This window comes from Hylemonella sp. GW821-FHT10B10 (genome assembly GCF_059415585.1).
Genome location: NZ_JBWKNN010000001.1, coordinates 1,818,789 through 1,839,004, shown reverse-complemented (window position 1 = coordinate 1,839,004; position 20,216 = coordinate 1,818,789). Strand labels below are relative to the sequence as shown.

Genomic DNA, 20,216 nt, shown 5'->3' with positions numbered 1-20,216 from the left:
GGCCTGGCCCGGAGGTGCTGCTGTCGCTCTTGCCGAAATCAGACTTGGATTATACCCGGCAATCGACGGAATTCAATGCCGGCGCGGCTTGCCGGGGCTCATTCCGTGGCGATCATGCCCGTTTCCAGGGCCATGCGGCGGGCCTGCAGCTCCCTGTAACGCGTCAGGGCCGCCGGGTCCAGCGACGAGGCGGCGATGGCCTCGGTCTCTTCGGTCTTGAGCTGTTCGATCAGCATGCGCTTGAGCAGGTTGCGCAGCTCGGCCAGGGCCTCCCCCTGGTCGTCGGTGGCGGCCAGGTCGGAGCCGGTCATGAGTTTTTGGGCCAGAGGCTGGGCCGGGTGCTCGCGCAGAGCCTCGCTCAGCGAGCCCCAGGGCAGGGGGCCGTGTTCATGCAGCTGGGCCTCCAGCCAGCGCAGCAGCTCGCCATGGGCATCCGGCAGGGCGCACAGCAGCACATGGTCTTCGCTGGAAAGCTGGTCCCAGAGGTGGCTGTGGGCCAGCAGCAGCCGGGCGGCCTGGTCCGCGCGGTTGACCGGCAGGCTGCGGCCAGCCATGCGCGACGGTTTGGCGCGATAGCCGGCAGGGGCGGACGCCGTGCTGGGGCTGCTGCGTTCGGGGCTGCGCGGGGCGCTGCCCCGGGGGGCGGCATTCCACAGGCTCGCCAGTTCGGCGGTGTCGAGCTGGACCTGGCCGGCGATTTCGCCCAGCAGCTGGCGTTTGAGCGCGCCATCGGGCAGGGCGTTCCAGAGTGGCTTGGCCTGACTGGACAGGCGGGCGCGACCTTCGGCCGTGCCCAGGTCGCAATCTTCACTTGCGGCTTCGATCAGGAAGCGGCTCAGCGGCACGGCTTCGCTCACGCAGCGGGCAAAGGCTTCCTTGCCGTTCTCGCGGATATAGCTGTCCGGGTCGTGTTCGGCCGGCAGGAAGAGGAATTTGACGTTGCGCACATCGCTGGCATAAGGCAAGGCACCGTCCAGCGCACGGCGTGCGGCGCGCCGGCCGGCGCTGTCGCCGTCGAAGCTGAAGACAACCGAGTCGGTGAAGCGGAACAGCTTCTGCACATGGTCGGTGGTGCAGGCCGTGCCCAGTGTGGCCACGGCGTTGGGAAAACCCAGCTGGGCCAGGGCCACCACGTCCATGTAACCCTCGGTGACCAGCACGTAGCCGGCATCACGGATGGCGTTGCGGGCTTCAAAGAGGCCGTAGAGCTCGTGCCCCTTGCTGAAGACGGGGGTCTCGGGCGAGTTCAGGTATTTCGGCTTCTCGTCGCCCAGCACGCGTCCGCCGAAACCGATGCACTCGCCCTTGACGTTGCGGATGGGGAACATGATGCGGTCGCGGAAACGGTCGTAACGCTTTTCCTCGCCGCTGTTGTCGTCGGCATTGGTGATGACCAGGCCGGACTCCACCAGCAGTGGGTCGTCGTACTGCGGGAACACGCTGGCCAGGGCGCGCCAGCCCTCAGGGGCGTAACCCAGGCCGAACTGTTTGGCAATTTCACCAGACAGGCCGCGGCCCTTGAGGTAGTCCACAGCGCGGGGTGAAGTCCTGAGCTGCTTGCGCCAGGCTTCACCGGCTTTTTCGAGCACGTCGTTCAGTGTGGCCTGCTTCTGGCGCTGCTCGGCCGCACGGGCCCGATCCTGCGGGCTGGCCTCGTCTTCGGGCACCTGCAGGCCGTAGTGCTGGGCAAGATCCTTTACCGCTTCGATGAAGCTCATACCGGTCTGTTCCATCAGGAAGTTGATGGCATCCCCGTGCTTGCCGCAGCCAAAGCAGTGATAGAACTGCTTGGTCGGACTGACCGTGAAGGAAGGGGACTTCTCCGCGTGGAAGGGGCACAGGCCCATGAAGTTGGCACCGCCCTTCTTGAGCTGCACGGTGCGCCCGACGATCTCGACGACGTCGGCGCGCGCAAGCAATTCCTGGATGAAGGACTGGGGGATGGCCATGAGCCGATTGTAGAAAGAGTCTCGCCCAGGGCTCGGTCCATGGCGCTCAGTCGCCCTTGACCGTGCCCTCGCGGCGCGGGTCGGCGCCGCCGTACCAGCCCTTGCCGCGGGCCTGGATGGCTTGCAGCCCGCTGGTCAGCGCCTGCTCCTGCACACGGTGGCCGCGCTGGCGCAGGGCTGCCGACGTGCCTGGGGGGAAGCGTTTTTGTTCGAGCAGGATAGACCCGCCGAAGGCTGCGAAATTGGGTACAGCGATGGCCTTTTGCACGTCCAGGCCCCAGTGCAGGTGGCCGTAGATCAGCTTGCTCGTGTAATGGATGATGTAGGCCCCTCCGGGGCTGCCGCCACTGAGCAATGGTTGGCCGCTGGGTCGCTCGAACACCAGCACCGGGGTCATGGAGGAGCGTGGTCGCTTGCGTGGCTCCACGCGGTTCGCAATGGGTGCCCCCGATTCGCTGCGCGGCACGAAGCTGAAATCCGTGAGCTGGTTGTTGAGCAGGAAGCCGCCGCCCAGGCCCAGGCCGCGGTTGACCATGAGGCGTGAGCCCCAGGCGGCCTCGATGCTGCTGGTCATGGCCAGGATCCGGCCCTGGCCATCGACGATGCTGATGTGCGAGGTGCCGTGCTCGACCTGCTCGGGCATGGGGCCCAGGCTCTGCTGGACACCGGCGGGTATGCCTGCCGGGGCCTCGGGCATGCGTCGCGCGCGCGGGCCCTGGCCGATCAGCCTGGCGCGTTGTGCCAGGTAGTCATCGTCGAGCAGGCTCATCCAGCTGTCACCTGGCGGCGGCACATAGTCGGGGTCGGCCACGTAGACGGCGCGGTCCGCGAATGCCAGGCGTGAAGCCTCGGTGTAGAGATGCAGCCAATCCGGGCCAGGCTGCAGCCCCTGCGGGCCGCGCAGGGGCTTGAGCTCGGCTGCAGGTGTGCGAGCCAGCAGGCCCAGGATCTGCCCCAGGGCCAGGGTGCCCGAGCTGGGTGGCGGCATGCCGCAGATGCGGACGTCGCGCTGACGGGCTTTGGCGGGGCTGAGTGGCCGCGCGCTGTAGACGAAACACAGGGGCGGGCGCACCGTGGCCTCGTACTCAGCCAGGTCCGCTAGTGTGAGGCGGCCTGGATTGCCCGGGTGTTCGCGGACCTTGCGCACGATGGCCGTGGCGATCTCGCCCTGGTACAGGGCTTCTGCACCTTCTTCCGAAATGCGTCGCAGCACGGCCGCCAGCTCCGGGTTTTTCAGTCGGTGGCCGACGGGCCAGGGCTGGCCCCTGCTGTCGAAGAAATACGCGGCTGCGTCCGGATCCTGCCGCAAGGCAGCGGCATCGGAGAGCAGGGCATGCAGGCGCGGCCCGACCGGAAAGCCTGCTTCGGCCAGTGTGATGGCCGGCTCGAAAAGTTGGCGCCAGGGCAGGCGGCCATGCTGCCGGTGGGCCAACGCCAGCATGTGCAGGACCCCGGGTGTGCCAACCGCTCTCCCGCCTACAGCCGCGGCCTGCAAGCCCAGGGGCTGACGCTGCGCGTCGAGGAACAGGTCCTCATCGGCATCCGAGGGCGCGGTTTCCCGGCCGTCGTAGGCCTCGGTGATCTGGCCGTCGTGGTGCAGCATGAAGGCGCCGCCGCCGATGCCACTGGACTGGGGTTCAACCAGGGTCAGCACCATCTGCACTGCAATCGCTGCGTCCACAGCACTGCCGCCGGCCTTGAGCATCTGGTAGCCGGCCTCCACTGCCAGGGGATGCGCCGCCGCGACTGCGAATTTCCTGCTGGACCAACCGGGCTTGTCTTGCCAGCCGCTGGCGGCTTCGGGCTGGACCGGGACGCCGATAGCAGGCGCGGGCGATTTCGCGCCAGCGGGCGCTCCCGCCAGGAGCAGGCCAAGCAGCAGGACCGGAAAGTGTCGCGTGCCGCGCATGCCGTGATTCCTGACGAAGAGTGGGCTCAGCGCGGGGCCAGGCGGATGGCGCCGTCGAGGCGGATCACCTCGCCGTTGAGCATGTCGTTCTCAACGATGTGTTTGGCCAGCTTGGCGTAGTCCTCGGGTGTGCCCAGGCGGCTGGGGAAGGGCACACTGGCGGCCAGCGCGTCCTGTACCTCCTGCGGCATGCCGAAGAGCATGGGTGTGCCAAAGATGCCGGGGGCGATGGTCATGTTGCGGATGCCGTTGCGCGCGAGGTCACGCGCGATCGGCAGCGTCATGCCGACGATGCCACCCTTGGAGGCGCTGTAGGCAGCCTGGCCGATCTGGCCATCGTAGGCCGCCACGCTGGCAGTGGAGATCATCACGCCGCGCTCACCGGTGGCTTCGGGTTCGTTCTTGCACATGGCGTCGGCCGCCAGGCGGATCATGTTGAAACTGCCGATCAGGTTGACCGTGATGGTGCGGCTGAAGGTGGCCAAGGCGTGCGCGCCATTCTTGCCCACGGTCTTCTCGGCCGGCGCGATGCCGGCGCAGTTGACCAGGCCCATGAGTTTGCCCAGGGAGACGGCCTTGGCCACCACGGCCTGTGCGTCGGCCTCCTGGCTCACGTCGCACTTGACGAAGACGCCGCCGATCTCCTTGGCCACGGCCTCGCCCTTGTCGGTCTGCATGTCAGCGATGACGACCTTGCCGCCATTTGCGGCCAGCATGCGTGCCGTGCCTTCGCCCAGACCCGAGGCGCCGCCGGTGACGATGAATACCTTGCCTGCGATCTGCATGAATAGCTCCTGTGTTTTGACGTTGACGTAAACGTCAATTATGGCGCAGCACCCTATTTCTTCCCCGGCGTGACGACGAAGCGGGAAGAGGGCTGTTGTTTGCTGCTATACTCGCGGTCTCGAACGAATTCTCAGGCGCGTAGCTCAGCTGGTTAGAGCACCACCTTGACATGGTGGGGGTCGTTGGTTCGAGTCCAATCGCGCCTACCAAAATCCCTTTCCGATTTGTCGCCATCCACTCTCAGGGTAAACCTTGGGGTGGTGGCGCATTCGGCTTCCTAGAATGTGTTGCGATGCAATACATGAAAGCGGTCTGCGGGACCGAGCAGAGGAGATCAGGGCATGAAAGAAAAAAAGGGTGAGGCTGCGGCGGGTTCCGAGCGGATCATCAAGAAATATCCCAACCGCCGTCTGTACGACACCCGTACGTCGAGCTACATCACGCTGACTGAAATCAAACAGCTGGTCATGGCCAGCGACCCTTTTGTGGTGCGCGACGCCAAGAGCGGCGAAGACCTGACGCGCAGCATCCTGCTGCAGATCATCCTGGAAGAGGAGGCCGGCGGGTCTCCCATGTTCAGCACGTCCGTGCTGTCCAACATCATTCGCTTCTACGGCCACGCCATGCAGGGTTTCATGGGGGGCTACCTGGAGAAGAACATCCAGACCCTGCAGGATGTGCAGACCAAGCTGGCCGAGCAGTCCAAGGGACTGTCCCCCGAGATGTGGACGCAGTTCATGGCCATGCAGACGCCCATGGTGCAGGGGCTGGTGAGCCAGAACCTGGAACAGTCGAAGAATCTGTACCTGCAGATGCAGGAGCAGATGCAGAAACAGACCGAGCAGATGCTGGAGTCCTTCGGTCTCAAGCGTTGAAGCCCTGGGTCCCGAATGCTGGGACAATAGGGGCATGAGTGAAGTCCTGTCCCCCCCTACTGCCACCCCTGCGCCCAAAGTCGGTTTTGTCAGCCTGGGCTGCCCCAAGGCCCTGACCGATTCCGAATTGATCCTCACGCAACTCAGCGCCGAGGGTTACCAGACCTCCAAGACCTTCCAGGGGGCTGACCTGGTCATCGTCAACACCTGCGGTTTCATCGATGATGCGGTCAAGGAAAGCCTGGACACCATCGGCGAAGCCCTGGCCGAGAACGGCAGGGTCATCGTCACCGGTTGCCTGGGCGCCAAGACGGGCGAGGGCGGCGGCAACATGGTCAAGCAGATGCACCCCAGTGTGCTGGCCGTGACCGGCCCGCACGCCACGCAGGAGGTGATGGACGCGGTCCATGCCCACCTGCCCAAGCCGCACGACCCCTTCATTGACCTGGTGCCGGGCGCTTTCGGCGAAGCGGGGCTCAAGCTCACGCCGCGTCACTATGCCTACCTGAAGATCAGCGAGGGCTGCAACCACCGCTGTACCTTCTGCATCATCCCCTCGATGCGCGGCGATCTGGTGTCGCGCCCGGTGGGTGATGTGCTCAAGGAGGCCAAGGCCCTGTTCGAAGGTGGCGTGAAGGAGTTGCTGGTGATCAGCCAGGACACCTCGGCCTATGGTGTGGATGTGAAGTACCGCACCGGCTTCTGGGACGGCAAGCCGGTCAAGACCCGCTTGCTGGACCTGGTGCAGGCCCTGGGCGAACTCGCTGAGGCGCACGGCGCCTGGGTGCGGTTGCATTACGTCTATCCCTATCCCCATGTGGACGACATCCTGCCGTTGATGGCTGCGGGCAAGGTTCTGCCTTACCTGGATGTGCCCTTCCAGCACAGCCACCCCGACGTGCTGCGGCGCATGAAGCGCCCGGCCAGCGGGGAGCGCAATCTGGAGCGCATTCAGCGCTGGCGCGAAATCTGCCCGGAACTGGTGGTCCGCAGTACCTTCATCGCCGGTTTTCCGGGCGAGACGGAAGAGGAATTCGAGCACCTGCTCGGTTTCCTGCGTGAGGCGCAGATCGATCGGGCAGGTTGTTTTGCCTACAGCCCGGTGCAAGGCGCGGCGGCCAACGAGCTGCCGGGCATGCTGCCCGAGGCCTTGCGCGAGGAACGCCGCGCGCGTTTCATGGCCGTGGCTGAAGAGGTTTCCACCGCGCGCCTGCAGCGGCGCATCGGCGCCACCATGCAGGTTCTGGTGGATTCGGCGCCGGCCCTGGGGCGCAAGGGTGGGGTGGGTCGCAGCTACGCCGATGCGCCCGAGATCGACGGCCTCGTGCAGCTGTTGCCGCCGGAAAAGATCAGCAAGACGCTGAAGGTCGGGGAGTTCACGCGTGCGCGCATTGTCGGCACACAGGGCCACGATCTGGTGGCGGTGCCGGTTTGACCGACCTTTGTTCACGTACCCGGCTCCAGGCGAGTCGGGAAGTAAAAAAGCCGCTGAGGTCTCAGCGGCTTGTTGTGGGTAGAACCAATTTGGTTTTACCGTATATTGGTGGTGCCCAGAAGAGGACTCGAACCTCCACGATGTTACTCGCTAGTACCTGAAACTAGTGCGTCTACCAATTCCGCCATCTGGGCATCTCAGGAAAGAGAGAAGTATATCAGAAATTTAGAGCGATCCAGCGGCTTGCTGGAGGAAATCGAAGGGACCATCAACGGACACCGTGATGGTCATGGTTTTGTGGTGCGTGATGACGGCGAACCCGACATCTACCTGCCGCCCAATGAAATGCGTGCGGTGCTGCACAAGGATCGCGTCAAGGCGCGCATCGTGCGCCTGGATCGCAAGGGGCGACCCGAAGGGCGCGTGGTGGAGATCATGGAGCGCGCGGCGCAACCCATCATCGGCCGCCTGCTGCAGGAGAGCGGCGTGTGGCTCGTCGCGCCCGAGGACAAGCGCTATGGCCAGGACGTGCTGATCCCCAAGGGCGCGACCGGACAGGCCAAGGCTGGCCAGGTGGTGGTGGTCGAACTGGTCGAGCCGCCCGCGCTGTATGGCCAGCCCGTGGGGCGCATCAAGGAGGTGCTGGGCGAGATCGATGACCCGGGCATGGAGATCGAGATCGCGGTCCGCAAGTACAGCGTGCCACACGAGTTCTCCGAGGCCTGCATCGCGCAGGCGCGCAGCCTGCCCGACAAGGTGCTGGCGCAGGATCATCGCCATCGTGTCGACCTCACCGATGTGCCACTCGTCACCATCGATGGCGAGGATGCGCGTGATTTCGACGACGCCGTCTACTGCGAGCCTGCGACCCAGGGGCGTGGCCGCAGTGCCTTGCGCGGCTGGCGTCTGCTGGTGGCGATCGCCGACGTCAGCCACTATGTGGAGACCGGCTCGCCGATCGACGTGGACGCCTACGAGCGCGCCACCAGCGTCTATTTCCCGCGCCGTGTGATCCCCATGCTCCCGGAGAAACTCTCCAACGGCCTGTGCTCGCTGAACCCCGACGTGGACCGCCTGTGCATGGTCTGCGACATGTTCGTCAGCAGCGAGGGTGAAGTCTCGGCCTACCAGTTTTATCCGGCCATCATGCACAGCCATGCGCGTTTCACCTACACCGAGGTGGCGGCCATCCTGGCCAACACACGCGGACCGGAAGCGGCCAAGCGCAAGGATCGTGTCCAGGATCTGCTCAATCTGCACGATGTCTACCGTGCCTTGCTGGCCGCGCGCGCCAAGCGCGGTGCCGTGGACTTCGAGACCACCGAGACGCAGATCATCTGCGACGAGAGCGGCCGCATCGAGAAGATCGTGCCGCGCACGCGCAACGACGCGCACCGCCTGATCGAAGAGGCCATGCTGGCGGCCAACGTCTGCAGCGCCGATTTCATCGGCCAGAGCAAACACGCCGGCCTGTTCCGCGTGCACGAGGGGCCGACGCCCGAGAAGAACGAGTTGCTGCGCAACTACCTCAAGGCCACGGGCGTGGGCATGACCATCAGCGAGGATCCCTCGCCGGCGGAGTTTCAGGCCATCGCGCTGGCCACCAAGGAACGCCCGGACGCACAGCAGATCCATTCCATGCTGCTGCGCTCCATGCAACAGGCCATCTACACGCCGCACAACAGCGGCCACTTCGGCCTGGCTTTCGAGGCCTACACCCACTTCACGAGCCCGATCCGGCGTTACCCGGACCTGCTGGTGCATCGGGTGATCAAGGCGATCCTCAACAAGACGCGTTATCACCTGCCGGTCCTGCCGACGCCGGGCGAGGCGCACGCCAAGCTCTCCAAGCGGATCGAGAAGAGTGAAGCCGCGAAGATGAAGATTTCGGGCGAGAAGCCCAAGAAGGTCAGTGCGGAACTCATGGCCTGGCAGGCCGCCGGCCTGCACTGCAGCGCCAACGAACGCCGCGCCGACGAGGCCAGCCGTGATGTGGAGGCCTGGCTCAAGTGCAAGTACATGCGCGAGCACCTGGGCGAGGAGTTTGGCGGTGTGGTCACGGCGGCCACCAGCTTCGGCCTGTTCGTCACGCTGGACGCCATGTATGTCGAAGGCCTGATCCACATCACCGAACTCGGTGGTGAGTATTTCCGCTTCGACGAGGCGCGTCAGGAATTGCGTGGTGAACGCACCGGCATCCGCTACGCCATCGGCACGCGGGTTCGGGTACAGGTCAGCCGCGTGGACCTGGACGGCCGGCGCATCGATTTCCGCCTGGTGCGTGAAGGCGAGGAGCTCGTCAACCGCGCGCTGCGCGACAAGGGTCTGCCGCACGACGAGGTGGGAGAGACCGCGGGGGCTCCGCGCAAGGCTTCACTCAAGCGCGCCGACCGCAGCAAGAAGGCCAGCGATGCGAGCAAGCGCGCCTTGCCTTCGCCCATCCAGGCCCTCAAGGCCTCGGTCAAGGCCGCGGCCAAGAAGGTCACGGACAAGGCCAGGGGCAAGGGGCGCAAGACGCGCCGGTGATTTCCAGACAACAGGAGACAGAGCGAGATGAGTGAAACGAAGAAAGTGGCCATCGTGACCGGCGCCGGTACGGGCATAGGCAAGGCGGCGGCCCTGGCCCTGCTCAAGGATGGCTGGTCCGTAGCCCTGGCCGGCCGCAGGCGCGAGCCCTTGCAGGCCGTGGCGCAGGAAAGCGGCGCCGGGGCACGTGCGCTGGTATTGCCCACCGACGTGGCGCAAGCCGATTCCGTGCGTGCGCTGTTCGATGCCACCGTCCAGGCCTGGGGTCGGGTGGACCTGCTGTTCAACAACGCTGGCGTCAATGCGCCGGGTATTTCACTGGAAGATCTGTCGCTGGAGCAGTGGAAGAGCGTGGTGGACATCAACCTCACGGGCATGTTTCTCTGCATCCAGCAGGCCTTCCGTGTCATGAAGGCGCAGACCCCGCGCGGCGGGCGCATCATCAACAACGGTTCGATCTCGGCGCATGCGCCACGCCCCAACTCGATTGCCTACACGGCGACCAAGCACGGGGTCATGGGCCTGACCAAGACGGCCTCGCTGGACGGGCGCAAGCACGATATCGCGGTGGGGCAGATCGACATCGGCAATGCCGCCACCGAGTTGGCGGCGCGCATGGCCAAGGGGGTGCCGCAGGCCAACGGCGAGATCGCTGTGGAGCCCCTGATGGACGTCAACATCGTGGGCCAGTCGGTGCTCTACATGGCCAATCTGCCGCTGGAGGCCAATGTGCTGTTCCACACGGTGATGTCGACCAAGATGCCCTTTGTCGGGCGCGGCTGAACCTTCAACTGACCAGGGCTCGGGCCAGGGTACCTGCCGTCATCGCCTGGGTCTGAGGCCAGGCATCGGCGGCTTGGCCATGCATCCAGACGGCAGCACAGGCGGCGTCCATCGCACTTTCGCCGCGTGCCAGGCGCGCACCGATGAGGCCGGCCAGCACATCGCCCGTGCCGGCCGTGGCCAGGCGCGCATTGCCTGTGGGATTGATCACAGAGGTCTCACCCGGTGCGGCCACAACCGTTCCCGAGCCTTTGAGCACCACGCAGCAGGCGAATTGCTGCGCCAGTTGCTGCGCTGCGCTCAACCGGTCTGACTGAACTTCGGTCGTCGTGCGCCCCAGCAGCCTGGCAGCTTCCAGCGGGTGCGGGGTCAACACGGTCTGGCGTTGGCGGGCTGCTCGGGCGCGCAACAAGGTCGCCAGCTGGCTGTCCTGGGCGATGGCATTCAGTGCGTCAGCGTCCAACACCAGTCGTGGCGCGCCAGACACCAGGCGAGGCATCTGCGCGGCGATGACGCTGCCGCCGCCACAGCCGGCTACCACGGTCAGTTCGGTGGGATTCAAAGCCTCAGGCGTACGGAACATCAGTTCGGGCTGGGCGGGGTCCAGGCTTGGAGGGTTGCTCTCGAGCAGGGCCACGTAGACACGGCCGGCGCCATGGTGCAGCGCGGCGCTGGCGGCCAGCAGAGCCGCACCGCCCATGCCGGGCGCGCCGCCGACGATGGCGACATCGCCGTAGCTGCCTTTGTGCGTGGCGTGCCGCCGCTCGGTTCGGCCGGGCGCGCTGCCCAGACGGGCCTGTGCAGGTGTGCTGTCGGCATCTCCACCCAGGGTGTCGAGCCAGATCTGGCCGGCTTGGTCGCGGCCTTGCGCTGTGTAGAGCCCAGGCTTGAGTGTCAGCAAGCTCAGCGTATGGCTGGCGTGCACGCCGGGGCCAGCCGTGACCCCGGTGTCAGCGTTCAGGCCCGAGGGCAAGTCCACGGCCAGCACCGGGACCTTCAGTCCATTGATGTGGGTGACCCACTGCGCCATGAGGCCTTCAGCCGGGCGGCTCGCGCCCGTGCCGAGCAGGGCATCGATACAGAGGTCGCAGACCCCAGGCGGTGCAGCGACAAAACGAACGCCGGCGGCCACGGCCCGGGTGTGCGAGGCGCGGGCATCACTGGGTGCGCTGCCGGGTGTGCCCATCCAGCTGACCAGGGCGGTCTTGCCCCAGAGTTGCAGGTGCATCGCGGCTTCCAGGCCGTCGCCACCGTTGTTGCCGGGGCCGCAGGCGATCCAGAAGGTGCGTGCGTGAGGCGCGAGCGCCAGCGCCAGACTGGCGGTGGCCAGGCCGGCGCGCTGCATCAGGGTGTGTGGGGGCAGTGTGGCCGCCAGCGCGGTTTCCAGGGCCCGTGTGGTTACTGCGGTGTGCAGCGGATAGGACGGGCCGGAGGTGATGCGCTGCATGAAACCGGGCCCGGATCAGAATTCGTAGCTGTGGCCTTCATAGGCCAGCCGGATGTCCGGCCCGCCTGCGGGGACGGGGTTGTCGGCCTTGGCCTGGGCATAGGCGATCTCCAGCGCGTCATCGCTGCGCGTGGGCTCGTGATGGGTGCAATAGAGCACCTTGGCGCGGGCCTGCACGGCGTAATCGATGCTCGAGGCGTAGGTGCCGTGGCCCCAGCCCACCTTGGCCGGGTATTCCTGAGCGGTGTAGGAGGTATCGGCGATCAGCACGTCCACGCCCTGCATGCCGCGGATGATTGCGGCCTGCTTCTCGTCGACGAAGCTCTGGTACTCGGCGTGCTCGGCGTCGCCCGGCGCGTAGATGTTGTAGGGGGGTTCGTGGTCGCCGGTAAAGAAGACGGACTTGCCGTTGGCCTCGATGCGATAGCCGAAGTTGATGACCGGGTGGTTGAGCAGATAAGGCGTAACCGTGGCACTGCCGACCTGGATGCTCTGCTCGGGCATGAGCGTCACGTATTCGATGCTGCCTTTCATCTCGGCTTCACGCACCGGGAAGTAGCTGTATTGCAGCTGCACCGACATGACCTGTTCCACGCCCTGGCCGGAGACCGGGTCGTAGGCGCCATGCAGGCGCAGCACATTGCCCGGAATGAAGTTGGGGATGAAAAAGGGCAGGCCCTGGATGTGGTCCCAATGCGAGTGGCTGATGAACACGTTGGCCTGGACGGGCAGCTCGGCCAGTAGGGTCTGCGAGAGAGGGAAGATGCCGGTGCCGGCATCCAGGATGATGAGCTCGTTGTTGTCGGTGCGCACCTCGATGCAGGTGGTGTTGCCGCCGTAGCGCACCGTGTGCGGCCCCGGCGAGGCTATCGAACCGCGCACGCCCCAGAATTTGACTTTCATGATTCGAGCTTGGAAAAAACCTGCGCTTCCTCGAAGAGCGCCTGGAGATCACCGAGCTGGGCGATGACGTGGTCGAGATCACCGCCCAGCCGCCGGGCGAGGGCCGGCGGGAGCGGCTCCACAAAGTGGTTGCCGCCGAAACCGAACTTCAGCTTCTTTCCGATCTGGTTGGCGGCGAAGACGCAGGCCACCATGGGCGTGTCCTTGACCTCGGGACCGTGCATGTTCTGGATGGTCTCGATCAGCTTGGGCGCGAAGCGCCATTTCTCGACCAGCATGCCGCCCACCACCGTGTGGTCCACGCCGATGGTCTGGCGCAGCGCCTCGTGCAGTGAACTGCCGTTGGCCTTGCTGGCTTCGAGCGCCAGGCGGAACTCTTCGGGCATGAACTGGGCGAACACCACCTTGCCGAAATCATGCAGCAGGCCTGCAATGAAACAGTCCATGGGGTCAGCGTCGCCCTGGAGGGTGCCCAGCTCGCGCGCGATGCTGGCCGTGGCCAGCGAGTGCAGCAGGTACTGCTGTACGTCGAAGCCGGCCGCATTGCTCTTGGGCAGCATGCCGATGGCGGCGATGCCCAGGGCCAGGTTCTTGATGGTGTTGAAGCCCAGGAAGACCACTGCGTGGTTGATCGATGTGATCTGCTTGGGCAGGCTGTAGTAGGCCGAGTTGACGACCTTGAGGATCTTGACCGTGACCACCGGGTCCTTGTCGATCACCTGCACCAGGTCCTTGGGCGTGCAGTTGACGTCCCGGGTCAAGTCCAGGATGGCCTGCACGCTTTTGGGGAAGGCTGGCATGCCGTCGACGGCAGCTGCCAGTTTTTGTGACAGTTCAGGGCTCATGGATGCATTGTGTACCGGGAGTGCGCCTACTGTACACAATCCTTCCTCAGCCTCGCAGTCGATCGATGCCGAAGCCTTCGAGGCCGATCTCGGTTTTGCGCCCCGCAATCAGGTCGGCCAGGGCGCGGGCCGAGCCGCAACCCAGGGCCCAACCACTGGAGCCGTGGCCGCAGTTGAGCCACAGGCCCGGGATGCCACTGGCGCCCAGCAGGGGTGGGCCGTCGGGCAGCATGGGGCGTGCGCCTTTCCAAGTCTGTACGCCGCTGGACATCAGGGCCGCACCGGGGAACCAGTCCTGCAGTACCTTGTACAGCGTCTGCAGGGCGTCCTTGCGCTGGCGCTCGGGGCGGCCGCCCAGTTCGGCGCCACCGCCAACGCGCACGCGGTTGCCCAGGCGCGCGATCGCCACCTTGTAGCGCTCGTCCATCACAGCACTGCGCGGCGCGTTCAGAGGTTCACGCACGGTGGCGCTGACCGAGTAGCCATAGACGGCGGCCAGCGGCAGCTTGAGACCCAGGGGGCGCAGAAGGCGGGCCGAGTCGACACCGGCGCAGAGCACGGCGGCATCGAAGTGGCGGGCTTGTGCCTCGCCAGCCACATGCACGGTCATGCCCTGGCCGGGCACGAGTTGCTCGACCGTGGTACTGAATGCAAACTGCACGCCCTGGGCCAAGGCGGCGTTCTTGAGCAGCAGCGCGAATTGCCGGCAGTTGCCGACCTCATCGTCGGGCAGGTGCAAAGCGCCATGAAAGACGGTGTCGGGGTTGAGCGCCGGCTCGATGGCGCGCGCTTCTTCGGGCTTGAGCTCGCGGTGTGCGATGCCCTGGTCGCGCAGCAGTTGCAGCCCGGGGCGCAGCCGGGCATGGTCGCGCTCCGTGCGCAAGAGTACCAGCAGGCCCTGGCTGCGGTCGAACTCAAACTCCAGCTCCGCGCTGAGTGCTTGCAGGCGTGAACGGCTGTAGCGAGCCAGGGTCTGGAGGTGCTGGCGGTTGCGCAGGTAGGTGTCGCCGGCGCAGGCACGCCAGCTTTTCCACATCCAGCCCAGATCGCTGCTGGACAGCGGCAGCGAGAAGCGCACCGGCGCGTGCCGCGACAGCAGGTGACGCAAGATGTTGAAGGGCATGCCGGGCGCGGCCCAGGGCGCGGTGTAGCCGGGGGCCAGGATGCCGGTATTGGCGAAGCTGCCTTCCTCGGCTGCTGCGATGCGGCGTTCGAAGACGGTGACCTCGTGGCCGTCGCGGGCCAGTTCCCAGGCGGTGGTGACGCCGATGATGCCGGCGCCGATGACTGCAATTTTCATGTAACGGTGGATGCTGCCGACCCGCAGTGCCGCGGGCCAAAGGTGGTGATTATTGTTGTTGCGGGAGCAGCAGGTTTTCGATCTGCAGCGCGAGGTTCAGGACCACATCATCGCGCATTGCGCCCTGCCATACCATCAGGCCCACCGGGAGCTCGCCCGGCGCGTGGCAGGGCAGGGTGATGGCGCAGCCGTCCAGCATGTTGACGACGCTGGGGTTGCGCAGCAGCAGACCGTTGATGCGGAAGAAGGCCTCGTCTCGTTCGCCACCGGGCAATACCTCGGCCAGCGGCGGCGCGACAATGGGCACGGTGGGGGAGAGCACGGCGTCGTAACCCTTCAGGGCCTGCTCGACGCGTGGGATCCAGTCGCGCCGTGCCTGTTGCAGGTCCAGGTAGTCCGCCGCGCTGATGGCCGCGCCGCGCTGGATGCGGGTGAGTACGCGGGGGTCGTAGTGCGCGGCATGGTCGGCCAGCAGGCGGCGATGCCACGCGTAGCTCTCGGCCGCAGAAAAACCGCCGCTGGCTTGCAGGCCGGCCAATTCGTCCAGCTGGGGCAGGGCCAATTCCTCGATGCGGGCGCCCGCGACGCGGAGGGCCTGCAGGGAGCGCTCGAAGGCGCGGGCTACCGTGCTGTCGATGCCGTCGAACATCACCTGGGGCACCACGGCCAAGCGGTACCGCGACAGCGGCGCGTTGCTGCGTGTGACCCGCCGGGCCGCCAGAATCTCGTGCACGGTGAGGGCATCGCGTACCGAGCGCGTCATGGCGCAGGCCGTGTCGAGGGTGGTGGAGAGCGGCACGCTGCCGTCCAGCGGCACCAGGCGCTGGGTACTTTTGAAGCCGACGATGCCGTGCAGGGCGGCCGGGATGCGGATGGAGCCCCCCGTGTCCGAGCCCAGGCCGACAAAAGCCGCACCGCAGGCGACCGAGACAGCGGCACCGCTGGAGGATCCGCCGGGCACACGCGGCACATCGGTGGCCATGGCATGGGCCGGGGTGCCGTAGTGCGGGTTGACGCCCACGCCGGAGTAGGCGAATTCGCTCATATTGGTGCGGCCTATGAGGGCGGCACCTGCGGCGCGCAGGCGGGCCACGGCTGTGGCGTCCTGGCGGGCCGGTGCAGCGTCTTTGAGCACCACGGACCCGGCCCGGCTGACCTGGCCTGCCACGTCGAACAGGTCCTTGACCGAGACCGCCAGGCCCGCCAGGGGCTGGCGGACCGGATCGGCCGCGGCGGCCTGGGCCCGGGCGCCGTCGAAGTCGGTCTGCAGGAAGGCGTGCCGGCAGACCGGTGAACCGGCCAGGGCGATGGCCCGCTCGATTTCGGCGCCAGGGCTGGATTGGCCTGCCAGCAGGCGCTGGCGGGTGGCGTGGAGGTCGGCGGCAGGTGTCATGGGACAGGCGTGTGTGTTATACTCGTATGGCTTTGCTGGAAGGGCCTGCGCATCCCGCGCCGGCATCCGCAAAGTAAATCGCAAACCGGTCCATCCAGGTGTTGCAAGTGGCGCCAGACGCCGCCTGCAAAGAGGACCGGATTTTAGACCCAACCTTCGGAGTACTCTCATGTCCGTGACCATGCGTCAAATGCTGGAAGCCGGTGTCCATTTTGGCCACCAGACCCGCTTCTGGAACCCCAAGATGGCCCCCTTCATCTTCGGTCATCGCAACAAGATCCACATCATCAACCTGGAAAAATCGCTGCCGATGTTCCAGGACGCAGCCAAGTTCGCCAAGCAACTGGCTGCCAAGCGCGGCACCATCCTGATGGTCGGTACCAAGCGCACCGCCCGCGAAACCGTTGCGGCTGAAGCCCAGCGCGCCGGCGTGCCCTACGTCGACCAGCGCTGGCTGGGCGGCATGCTGACCAACTTCAAGACCGTCAAGACCTCGATCAAGCGTCTGAAGGACATGAAGGCCCAGCAGGAAACCGGCCTGGACGCCATGAGCAAGAAGGAACAGCTGATGTTCGCCCGTGAACTCGAGAAACTCGAGAAGGACATCGGCGGCATCCAGGACATGAACACCCTGCCCGACGCCATCTTCGTGATCGACGTCGGTTACCACAAGATCGCCATTGCCGAAGCCAAGAAGCTGGGCATTCCGCTGATCGGCGTGGTCGACTCCAACCATTCGCCCGAAGGCATCGACTACGTGATCCCGGGCAACGACGACTCGTCCAAGGCCGTGACCCTGTACGCCCGCGGCATCGCCGACGCCATCCTGGAAGGCCGTGCCAACGCCGTGGATGACGTGGTCAAGGCTGTTGCATCCGAGAGCGGCGACGAGTTCGTGGAAGTGAACGAAGCTTCCGCCTGATCCGGTCCCGACCCGAAGAAAGGGGCGCTGTGCCCCTTTTTTTTAGCCCCAATCTGAATTTGAATTGAAGACGGAGTAAGAAGATGGCTGCAATTACCGCAAGCATGGTTGCCGAACTGCGCGGCAAGACCGACGCCCCGATGATGGAATGCAAGAAAGCGCTGACTGAAGCCGAAGGCGACATGGCCAAGGCTGAAGAGCTGCTGCGCGTCAAGCTGGGCACCAAGGCCGGCAAGGCCGCCTCGCGCGTGACTGCCGAAGGCGTGGTCGCCAGCTCGATCAACGGTACGACGGGTGCCCTGATCGAGGTGAACTGCGAGACCGACTTCGTGACCAAGAACGACAGCTTCCTGGCCCTGGCCAAGGCGGCTGCCGATCTGATCGCCAAGCACAAGCCGGCCGACGTCGCCGCCCTGGGTGCACTGCCCTACAGCCAGGACGGTTTCGGCCCCACCCTGGAAGACGTGCGCAAGGGCCTGATCGGCAAGATCGGCGAGAACATGAGCTTCCGCCGCTTCAAGCACTTCTCCTCGGGCGCCAAGCTGGCCGCCTACCTGCACGGAACGCGCATCGGTGTGGTCGTCGAGTTCGACGGTGAAGAAGCCGCCGCCAAGGACGTGGCCATGCACGTAGCCGCCATGAAGCCGGTCTCGCTGACCAGCGCCGATGTGCCTGCCGAACTGATCGAGCGCGAGCGTTCGGTCGCCACCGCCAAGGCCGCCGAATCCGGCAAGCCGGCCGACATCGCCACCAAGATGATCGAAGGCTCGGTGCAGAAGTACCTCAAGGAAGTGTCGCTGTTCAACCAGCCCTTCGTGAAGAACGACAAGCAGACCGTCGAGCAGATGCTCAAGGCCGCCGGCACCACCGTCAAGGGCTTCACCCTGTATGTGGTCGGCGAGGGCATCGAGAAGAAGGTCGACGACTTCGCTGCCGAAGTGGCTGCCCAGGTGGCCGCTGCCAAGCAGGCGGCTTGAGGGCCCACTGGCCGAGCGAAAGTTCGGCCAGAGAAATCCTGTAAATTCCGTCTGTCCGGATCGCGTATCACCCCCATCAGCAAGGAGCCCTTCATGCCCGTCCCCAAGCCAGCCCACAAGCGCATTTTGCTTAAGCTGTCCGGGGAGGCCCTGATGGGCGACGATGCCTTCGGCATCAACCATGCGACCATCCAGCGCATGGTGCAGGAGGTGGCGGAAGTCACCCGCTTGGGCGTGGAGGTGGCCGTGGTCATCGGTGGCGGCAATATCTTCCGTGGTGTTGCCGGAGGCTCGGTCGGCATGGACCGCGCAACCGCCGACTACATGGGCATGCTGGCCACCGTGATGAACGCGCTGGCCCTGGCCGACACCATGAACAAGGCCGGCCTGACCGCCCGCGTGATGTCGGCCATTGCCATCGAGCAGGTGGTCGAGCCCTATGTGCGTCCCAAGGCCCTGCAGTACCTCGAAGAGGGCAAGGTCGTGGTCTTTGCGGCCGGCACGGGCAACCCCTTCTTCACCACCGATACGGCCGCTGCGCTGCGGGGTGCCGAGATCGGGGCCGAGATCGTGCTCAAGGCCACCAAGGTGGACGGCGTCTACAGCGCCGACCCGAACAAGGACAAGACGGCCACCCGCTACAGCAAGATTTCCTTCGACGAAGCGATCTCGAAGAATCTCGGCATCATGGACGCCACGGCCTTTGCGCTGTGCCGCGACCAGAAACTGCCGATCAAGGTGTTTTCCATTTTCAAGCACGGTGCGCTCAAGCGCGTCGTGATGGGTGAGGACGAGGGCACGCTGGTCTACGCCTGAGCGCAGCCGCTGATGCCGCAGAGGAGCTAAGCATGACGATTGCAGACATCAAGAAAACCATGGAAACCAAGATGGATCAGTCCATCGAGGCCCTGAAGAACCACCTGTCCAAGATCCGCACCGGCCGCGCCAACCCGTCGCTGCTGGACTCCGTGCAGGTCGAGTACTACGGCTCCCTGGTGCCGCTGAGCCAGGTGGCCAACGTGAACCTGCTGGATGCCCGCACCATCAGCGTGCAGCCCTGGGAAAAGGGCATGGGCGCCAAGATCGAAAAGGCCATCCGCGAGAGTGAGCTGGGTCTGAACCCGGCCTCCATGGGCGACCTGATCCGCGTGCCCATGCCGCCCATGAGCGAGGAGCGCCGCAAGGAGATGACCAAGCTGGTGCGCACCGAGGGCGAAAACGCCAAGATCGCCGTGCGCAACCTGCGCCGTGATGCCAACGAGGCGGTCAAGAAGCTGGTCAAGGACAAGACTGCGTCCGAGGACGACCAGAAACGTTCCGAAGCCGACATCCAGAAGCTGACCGACAAGCATGTCGCGACCATCGACCAGCTGGTGGCCGGCAAGGAGCAGGAAGTGATGGCGGTCTGACCGCCGTCATTCCCACCGCCATGACTGCACCGGGCGGTACACCGCAACATATTGCCATCGTCATGGATGGCAATGGCCGCTGGGCCACCAAGCGTTTCCTGCCTCGTCTGGCCGGCCACCGCCAGGGCCTGGAGAGCATGCGCCGTTGCATCCGGGCCAGCCTGGACCGTGGCGTGGCGGTGCTCACTGTTTTTGCTTTCTCTTCCGAGAACTGGAACCGACCAGCCGATGAGGTCTCGGGCCTCATGGAACTGCTGGCCACGGCCCTGGCCAAGGAAGTGCCACAGCTGCTCAAGGACGGCGTGCAACTGCATTTCGTCGGCGAGCGTGCAGGCCTGTCGGACAAGGTGCGCACGGGCCTGGACCAGGCCGAGCGCGCCACCGCAGCGAACAGCCGGCTCGTGCTCAACGTCTGTTTCAACTATGGCGGGCGCTGGGACATCGCCCAGGCAGCGGCCCGGCTGGCCGCGCAGGGGCAGCCCATTACCGAGATGGCCCTGCATCAGGCCATGGCCATGGCCCACGTTCCCGACCCGGACCTCATCATCCGGACCGGCGGAGAACTGCGCCTGAGCAACTTCCTGCTCTGGCAGGCAGCCTATGCCGAACTCTATTTCAGCGACAAGCTCTGGCCGGATTTTGACGAGGCCGAACTTGATCGCGCCATCGCCGAGTACGCTGGCCGCGAGCGTCGCTATGGCCAGACATCCGCACAGGTCGTTTCAGATCCTGGCCAGAAGGTCGCCTGAGGATTTTC

The 20,216-nt window shown here is 65.5% G+C and carries 17 protein-coding genes and 2 tRNA genes; 10 read left to right on the top strand and 9 right to left on the bottom strand.

The annotated features are described in order from the left end of the window. Positions 1 to 98: 98 nt before the first annotated feature. From dnaG to AC07NT_RS08910, 3 genes are read right to left on the bottom strand one after another with little or no spacing between them, the layout of a single operon-like run. Entirely contained in the window at positions 99 to 1,949 is a 1,851-nt protein-coding gene (dnaG, locus tag AC07NT_RS08920; RefSeq protein WP_498596814.1) for a DNA primase, read from the bottom strand. A gap of 46 nt (positions 1,950 to 1,995) precedes the next feature. Beyond that, positions 1,996 to 3,858: a gamma-glutamyltransferase family protein gene (locus AC07NT_RS08915; RefSeq protein ID WP_498596815.1), complete on the bottom strand. Its 1,863-nt coding sequence runs from the start codon at positions 3,856 to 3,858 to the stop codon at positions 1,996 to 1,998. Between the two features lie 26 nt (positions 3,859 to 3,884). Next, complete coding sequence (locus AC07NT_RS08910; RefSeq protein WP_498596816.1) at positions 3,885 to 4,643, bottom strand: 3-hydroxyacyl-CoA dehydrogenase; 759 nt, start codon at positions 4,641 to 4,643, stop codon at positions 3,885 to 3,887. Between the two features lie 133 nt (positions 4,644 to 4,776). On the opposite strand from AC07NT_RS08910, the gene AC07NT_RS08905 reads away from it, so the two are divergent. From AC07NT_RS08905 to rimO, 3 genes are all read left to right on the top strand, one after another. Next, positions 4,777 to 4,853: transfer RNA gene (locus tag AC07NT_RS08905), tRNA-Val, on the top strand. Positions 4,854 to 4,985: 132 nt separating this feature from the next. Next, a complete protein-coding gene (gene phaR / locus AC07NT_RS08900; protein WP_498596817.1) occupies positions 4,986 to 5,519 on the top strand; it encodes a polyhydroxyalkanoate synthesis repressor PhaR in 534 nt (177 codons plus the stop codon). Positions 5,520 to 5,553: 34 nt separating this feature from the next. Continuing rightward, the gene (rimO, locus tag AC07NT_RS08895) at positions 5,554 to 6,954 is read left to right on the top strand and encodes a 30S ribosomal protein S12 methylthiotransferase RimO (RefSeq protein WP_498596818.1); all 1,401 of its coding nucleotides are present in this window, start codon (positions 5,554 to 5,556) and stop codon (positions 6,952 to 6,954) included. Positions 6,955 to 7,063: 109 nt separating this feature from the next. Here rimO and AC07NT_RS08890 read toward each other — a convergent pair. Then, positions 7,064 to 7,148 (bottom strand) — tRNA-Leu (locus AC07NT_RS08890). A gap of 49 nt (positions 7,149 to 7,197) precedes the next feature. Here AC07NT_RS08890 and rnr point away from each other — a divergent pair. Next, a complete protein-coding gene (gene rnr, locus AC07NT_RS08885) occupies positions 7,198 to 9,480 on the top strand; it encodes a ribonuclease R (RefSeq protein ID WP_498596819.1) in 2,283 nt (760 codons plus the stop codon). A 27-nt stretch (positions 9,481 to 9,507) separates the two neighbouring features. Further along, positions 9,508 to 10,263 (top strand): SDR family oxidoreductase, encoded by a 756-nt coding sequence (locus tag AC07NT_RS08880; protein ID WP_498596820.1) that lies wholly within the window; start codon positions 9,508 to 9,510, stop codon positions 10,261 to 10,263. A gap of 4 nt (positions 10,264 to 10,267) precedes the next feature. Here the strand turns inward: AC07NT_RS08880 and AC07NT_RS08875 are convergent, their stop codons facing one another. Genes AC07NT_RS08875 through AC07NT_RS08855 form a run of 5 tightly spaced genes read right to left on the bottom strand, consistent with a single transcriptional unit; the run spans position 10,268 to position 16,151 of the window. Continuing rightward, the gene (locus AC07NT_RS08875; protein ID WP_498596821.1) at positions 10,268 to 11,710 is read right to left on the bottom strand and encodes an NAD(P)H-hydrate dehydratase; all 1,443 of its coding nucleotides are present in this window, start codon (positions 11,708 to 11,710) and stop codon (positions 10,268 to 10,270) included. A gap of 15 nt (positions 11,711 to 11,725) precedes the next feature. Then, positions 11,726 to 12,613: an MBL fold metallo-hydrolase gene (locus AC07NT_RS08870; protein WP_498596822.1), complete on the bottom strand. Its 888-nt coding sequence runs from the start codon at positions 12,611 to 12,613 to the stop codon at positions 11,726 to 11,728. Then, positions 12,610 to 13,458, bottom strand: a complete 849-nt coding sequence (locus AC07NT_RS08865) for an HDOD domain-containing protein (protein ID WP_498596823.1) — start codon at positions 13,456 to 13,458, stop codon at positions 12,610 to 12,612. The genes AC07NT_RS08870 and AC07NT_RS08865 overlap by 4 nt, the downstream gene beginning before the upstream one ends. 46 nt (positions 13,459 to 13,504) lie before the next feature. Further along, positions 13,505 to 14,758, bottom strand: coding sequence for a D-amino acid dehydrogenase (locus tag AC07NT_RS08860; protein WP_498596824.1), 1,254 nt, complete (start codon positions 14,756 to 14,758; stop codon positions 13,505 to 13,507). A 49-nt stretch (positions 14,759 to 14,807) separates the two neighbouring features. Further along, positions 14,808 to 16,151 (bottom strand): amidase, encoded by a 1,344-nt coding sequence (locus tag AC07NT_RS08855; protein WP_498596825.1) that lies wholly within the window; start codon positions 16,149 to 16,151, stop codon positions 14,808 to 14,810. Positions 16,152 to 16,320: 169 nt separating this feature from the next. Between AC07NT_RS08855 and rpsB the strand changes: the two genes are divergently transcribed. The 5 genes from rpsB to uppS all read left to right on the top strand — a co-directional run bounded on the left by rpsB (position 16,321) and on the right by uppS (position 20,208). Then, on the top strand, positions 16,321 to 17,073 hold the full coding sequence (gene rpsB, locus AC07NT_RS08850) for a 30S ribosomal protein S2 (protein ID WP_057676494.1): 753 nt from the start codon (positions 16,321 to 16,323) through the stop codon (positions 17,071 to 17,073). Positions 17,074 to 17,156: 83 nt separating this feature from the next. Further along, positions 17,157 to 18,050 (top strand): translation elongation factor Ts, encoded by an 894-nt coding sequence (tsf, locus tag AC07NT_RS08845; protein ID WP_498596826.1) that lies wholly within the window; start codon positions 17,157 to 17,159, stop codon positions 18,048 to 18,050. A 93-nt stretch (positions 18,051 to 18,143) separates the two neighbouring features. Then, positions 18,144 to 18,866: a UMP kinase gene (gene pyrH, locus AC07NT_RS08840; RefSeq protein WP_498596827.1), complete on the top strand. Its 723-nt coding sequence runs from the start codon at positions 18,144 to 18,146 to the stop codon at positions 18,864 to 18,866. 32 nt (positions 18,867 to 18,898) lie between these two features. Continuing rightward, entirely contained in the window at positions 18,899 to 19,459 is a 561-nt protein-coding gene (gene frr / locus AC07NT_RS08835; RefSeq protein WP_498596828.1) for a ribosome recycling factor, read from the top strand. Between the two features lie 20 nt (positions 19,460 to 19,479). Continuing rightward, entirely contained in the window at positions 19,480 to 20,208 is a 729-nt protein-coding gene (gene uppS, locus AC07NT_RS08830) for a polyprenyl diphosphate synthase (protein ID WP_498596829.1), read from the top strand. Positions 20,209 to 20,216 lie beyond the last annotated feature (8 nt).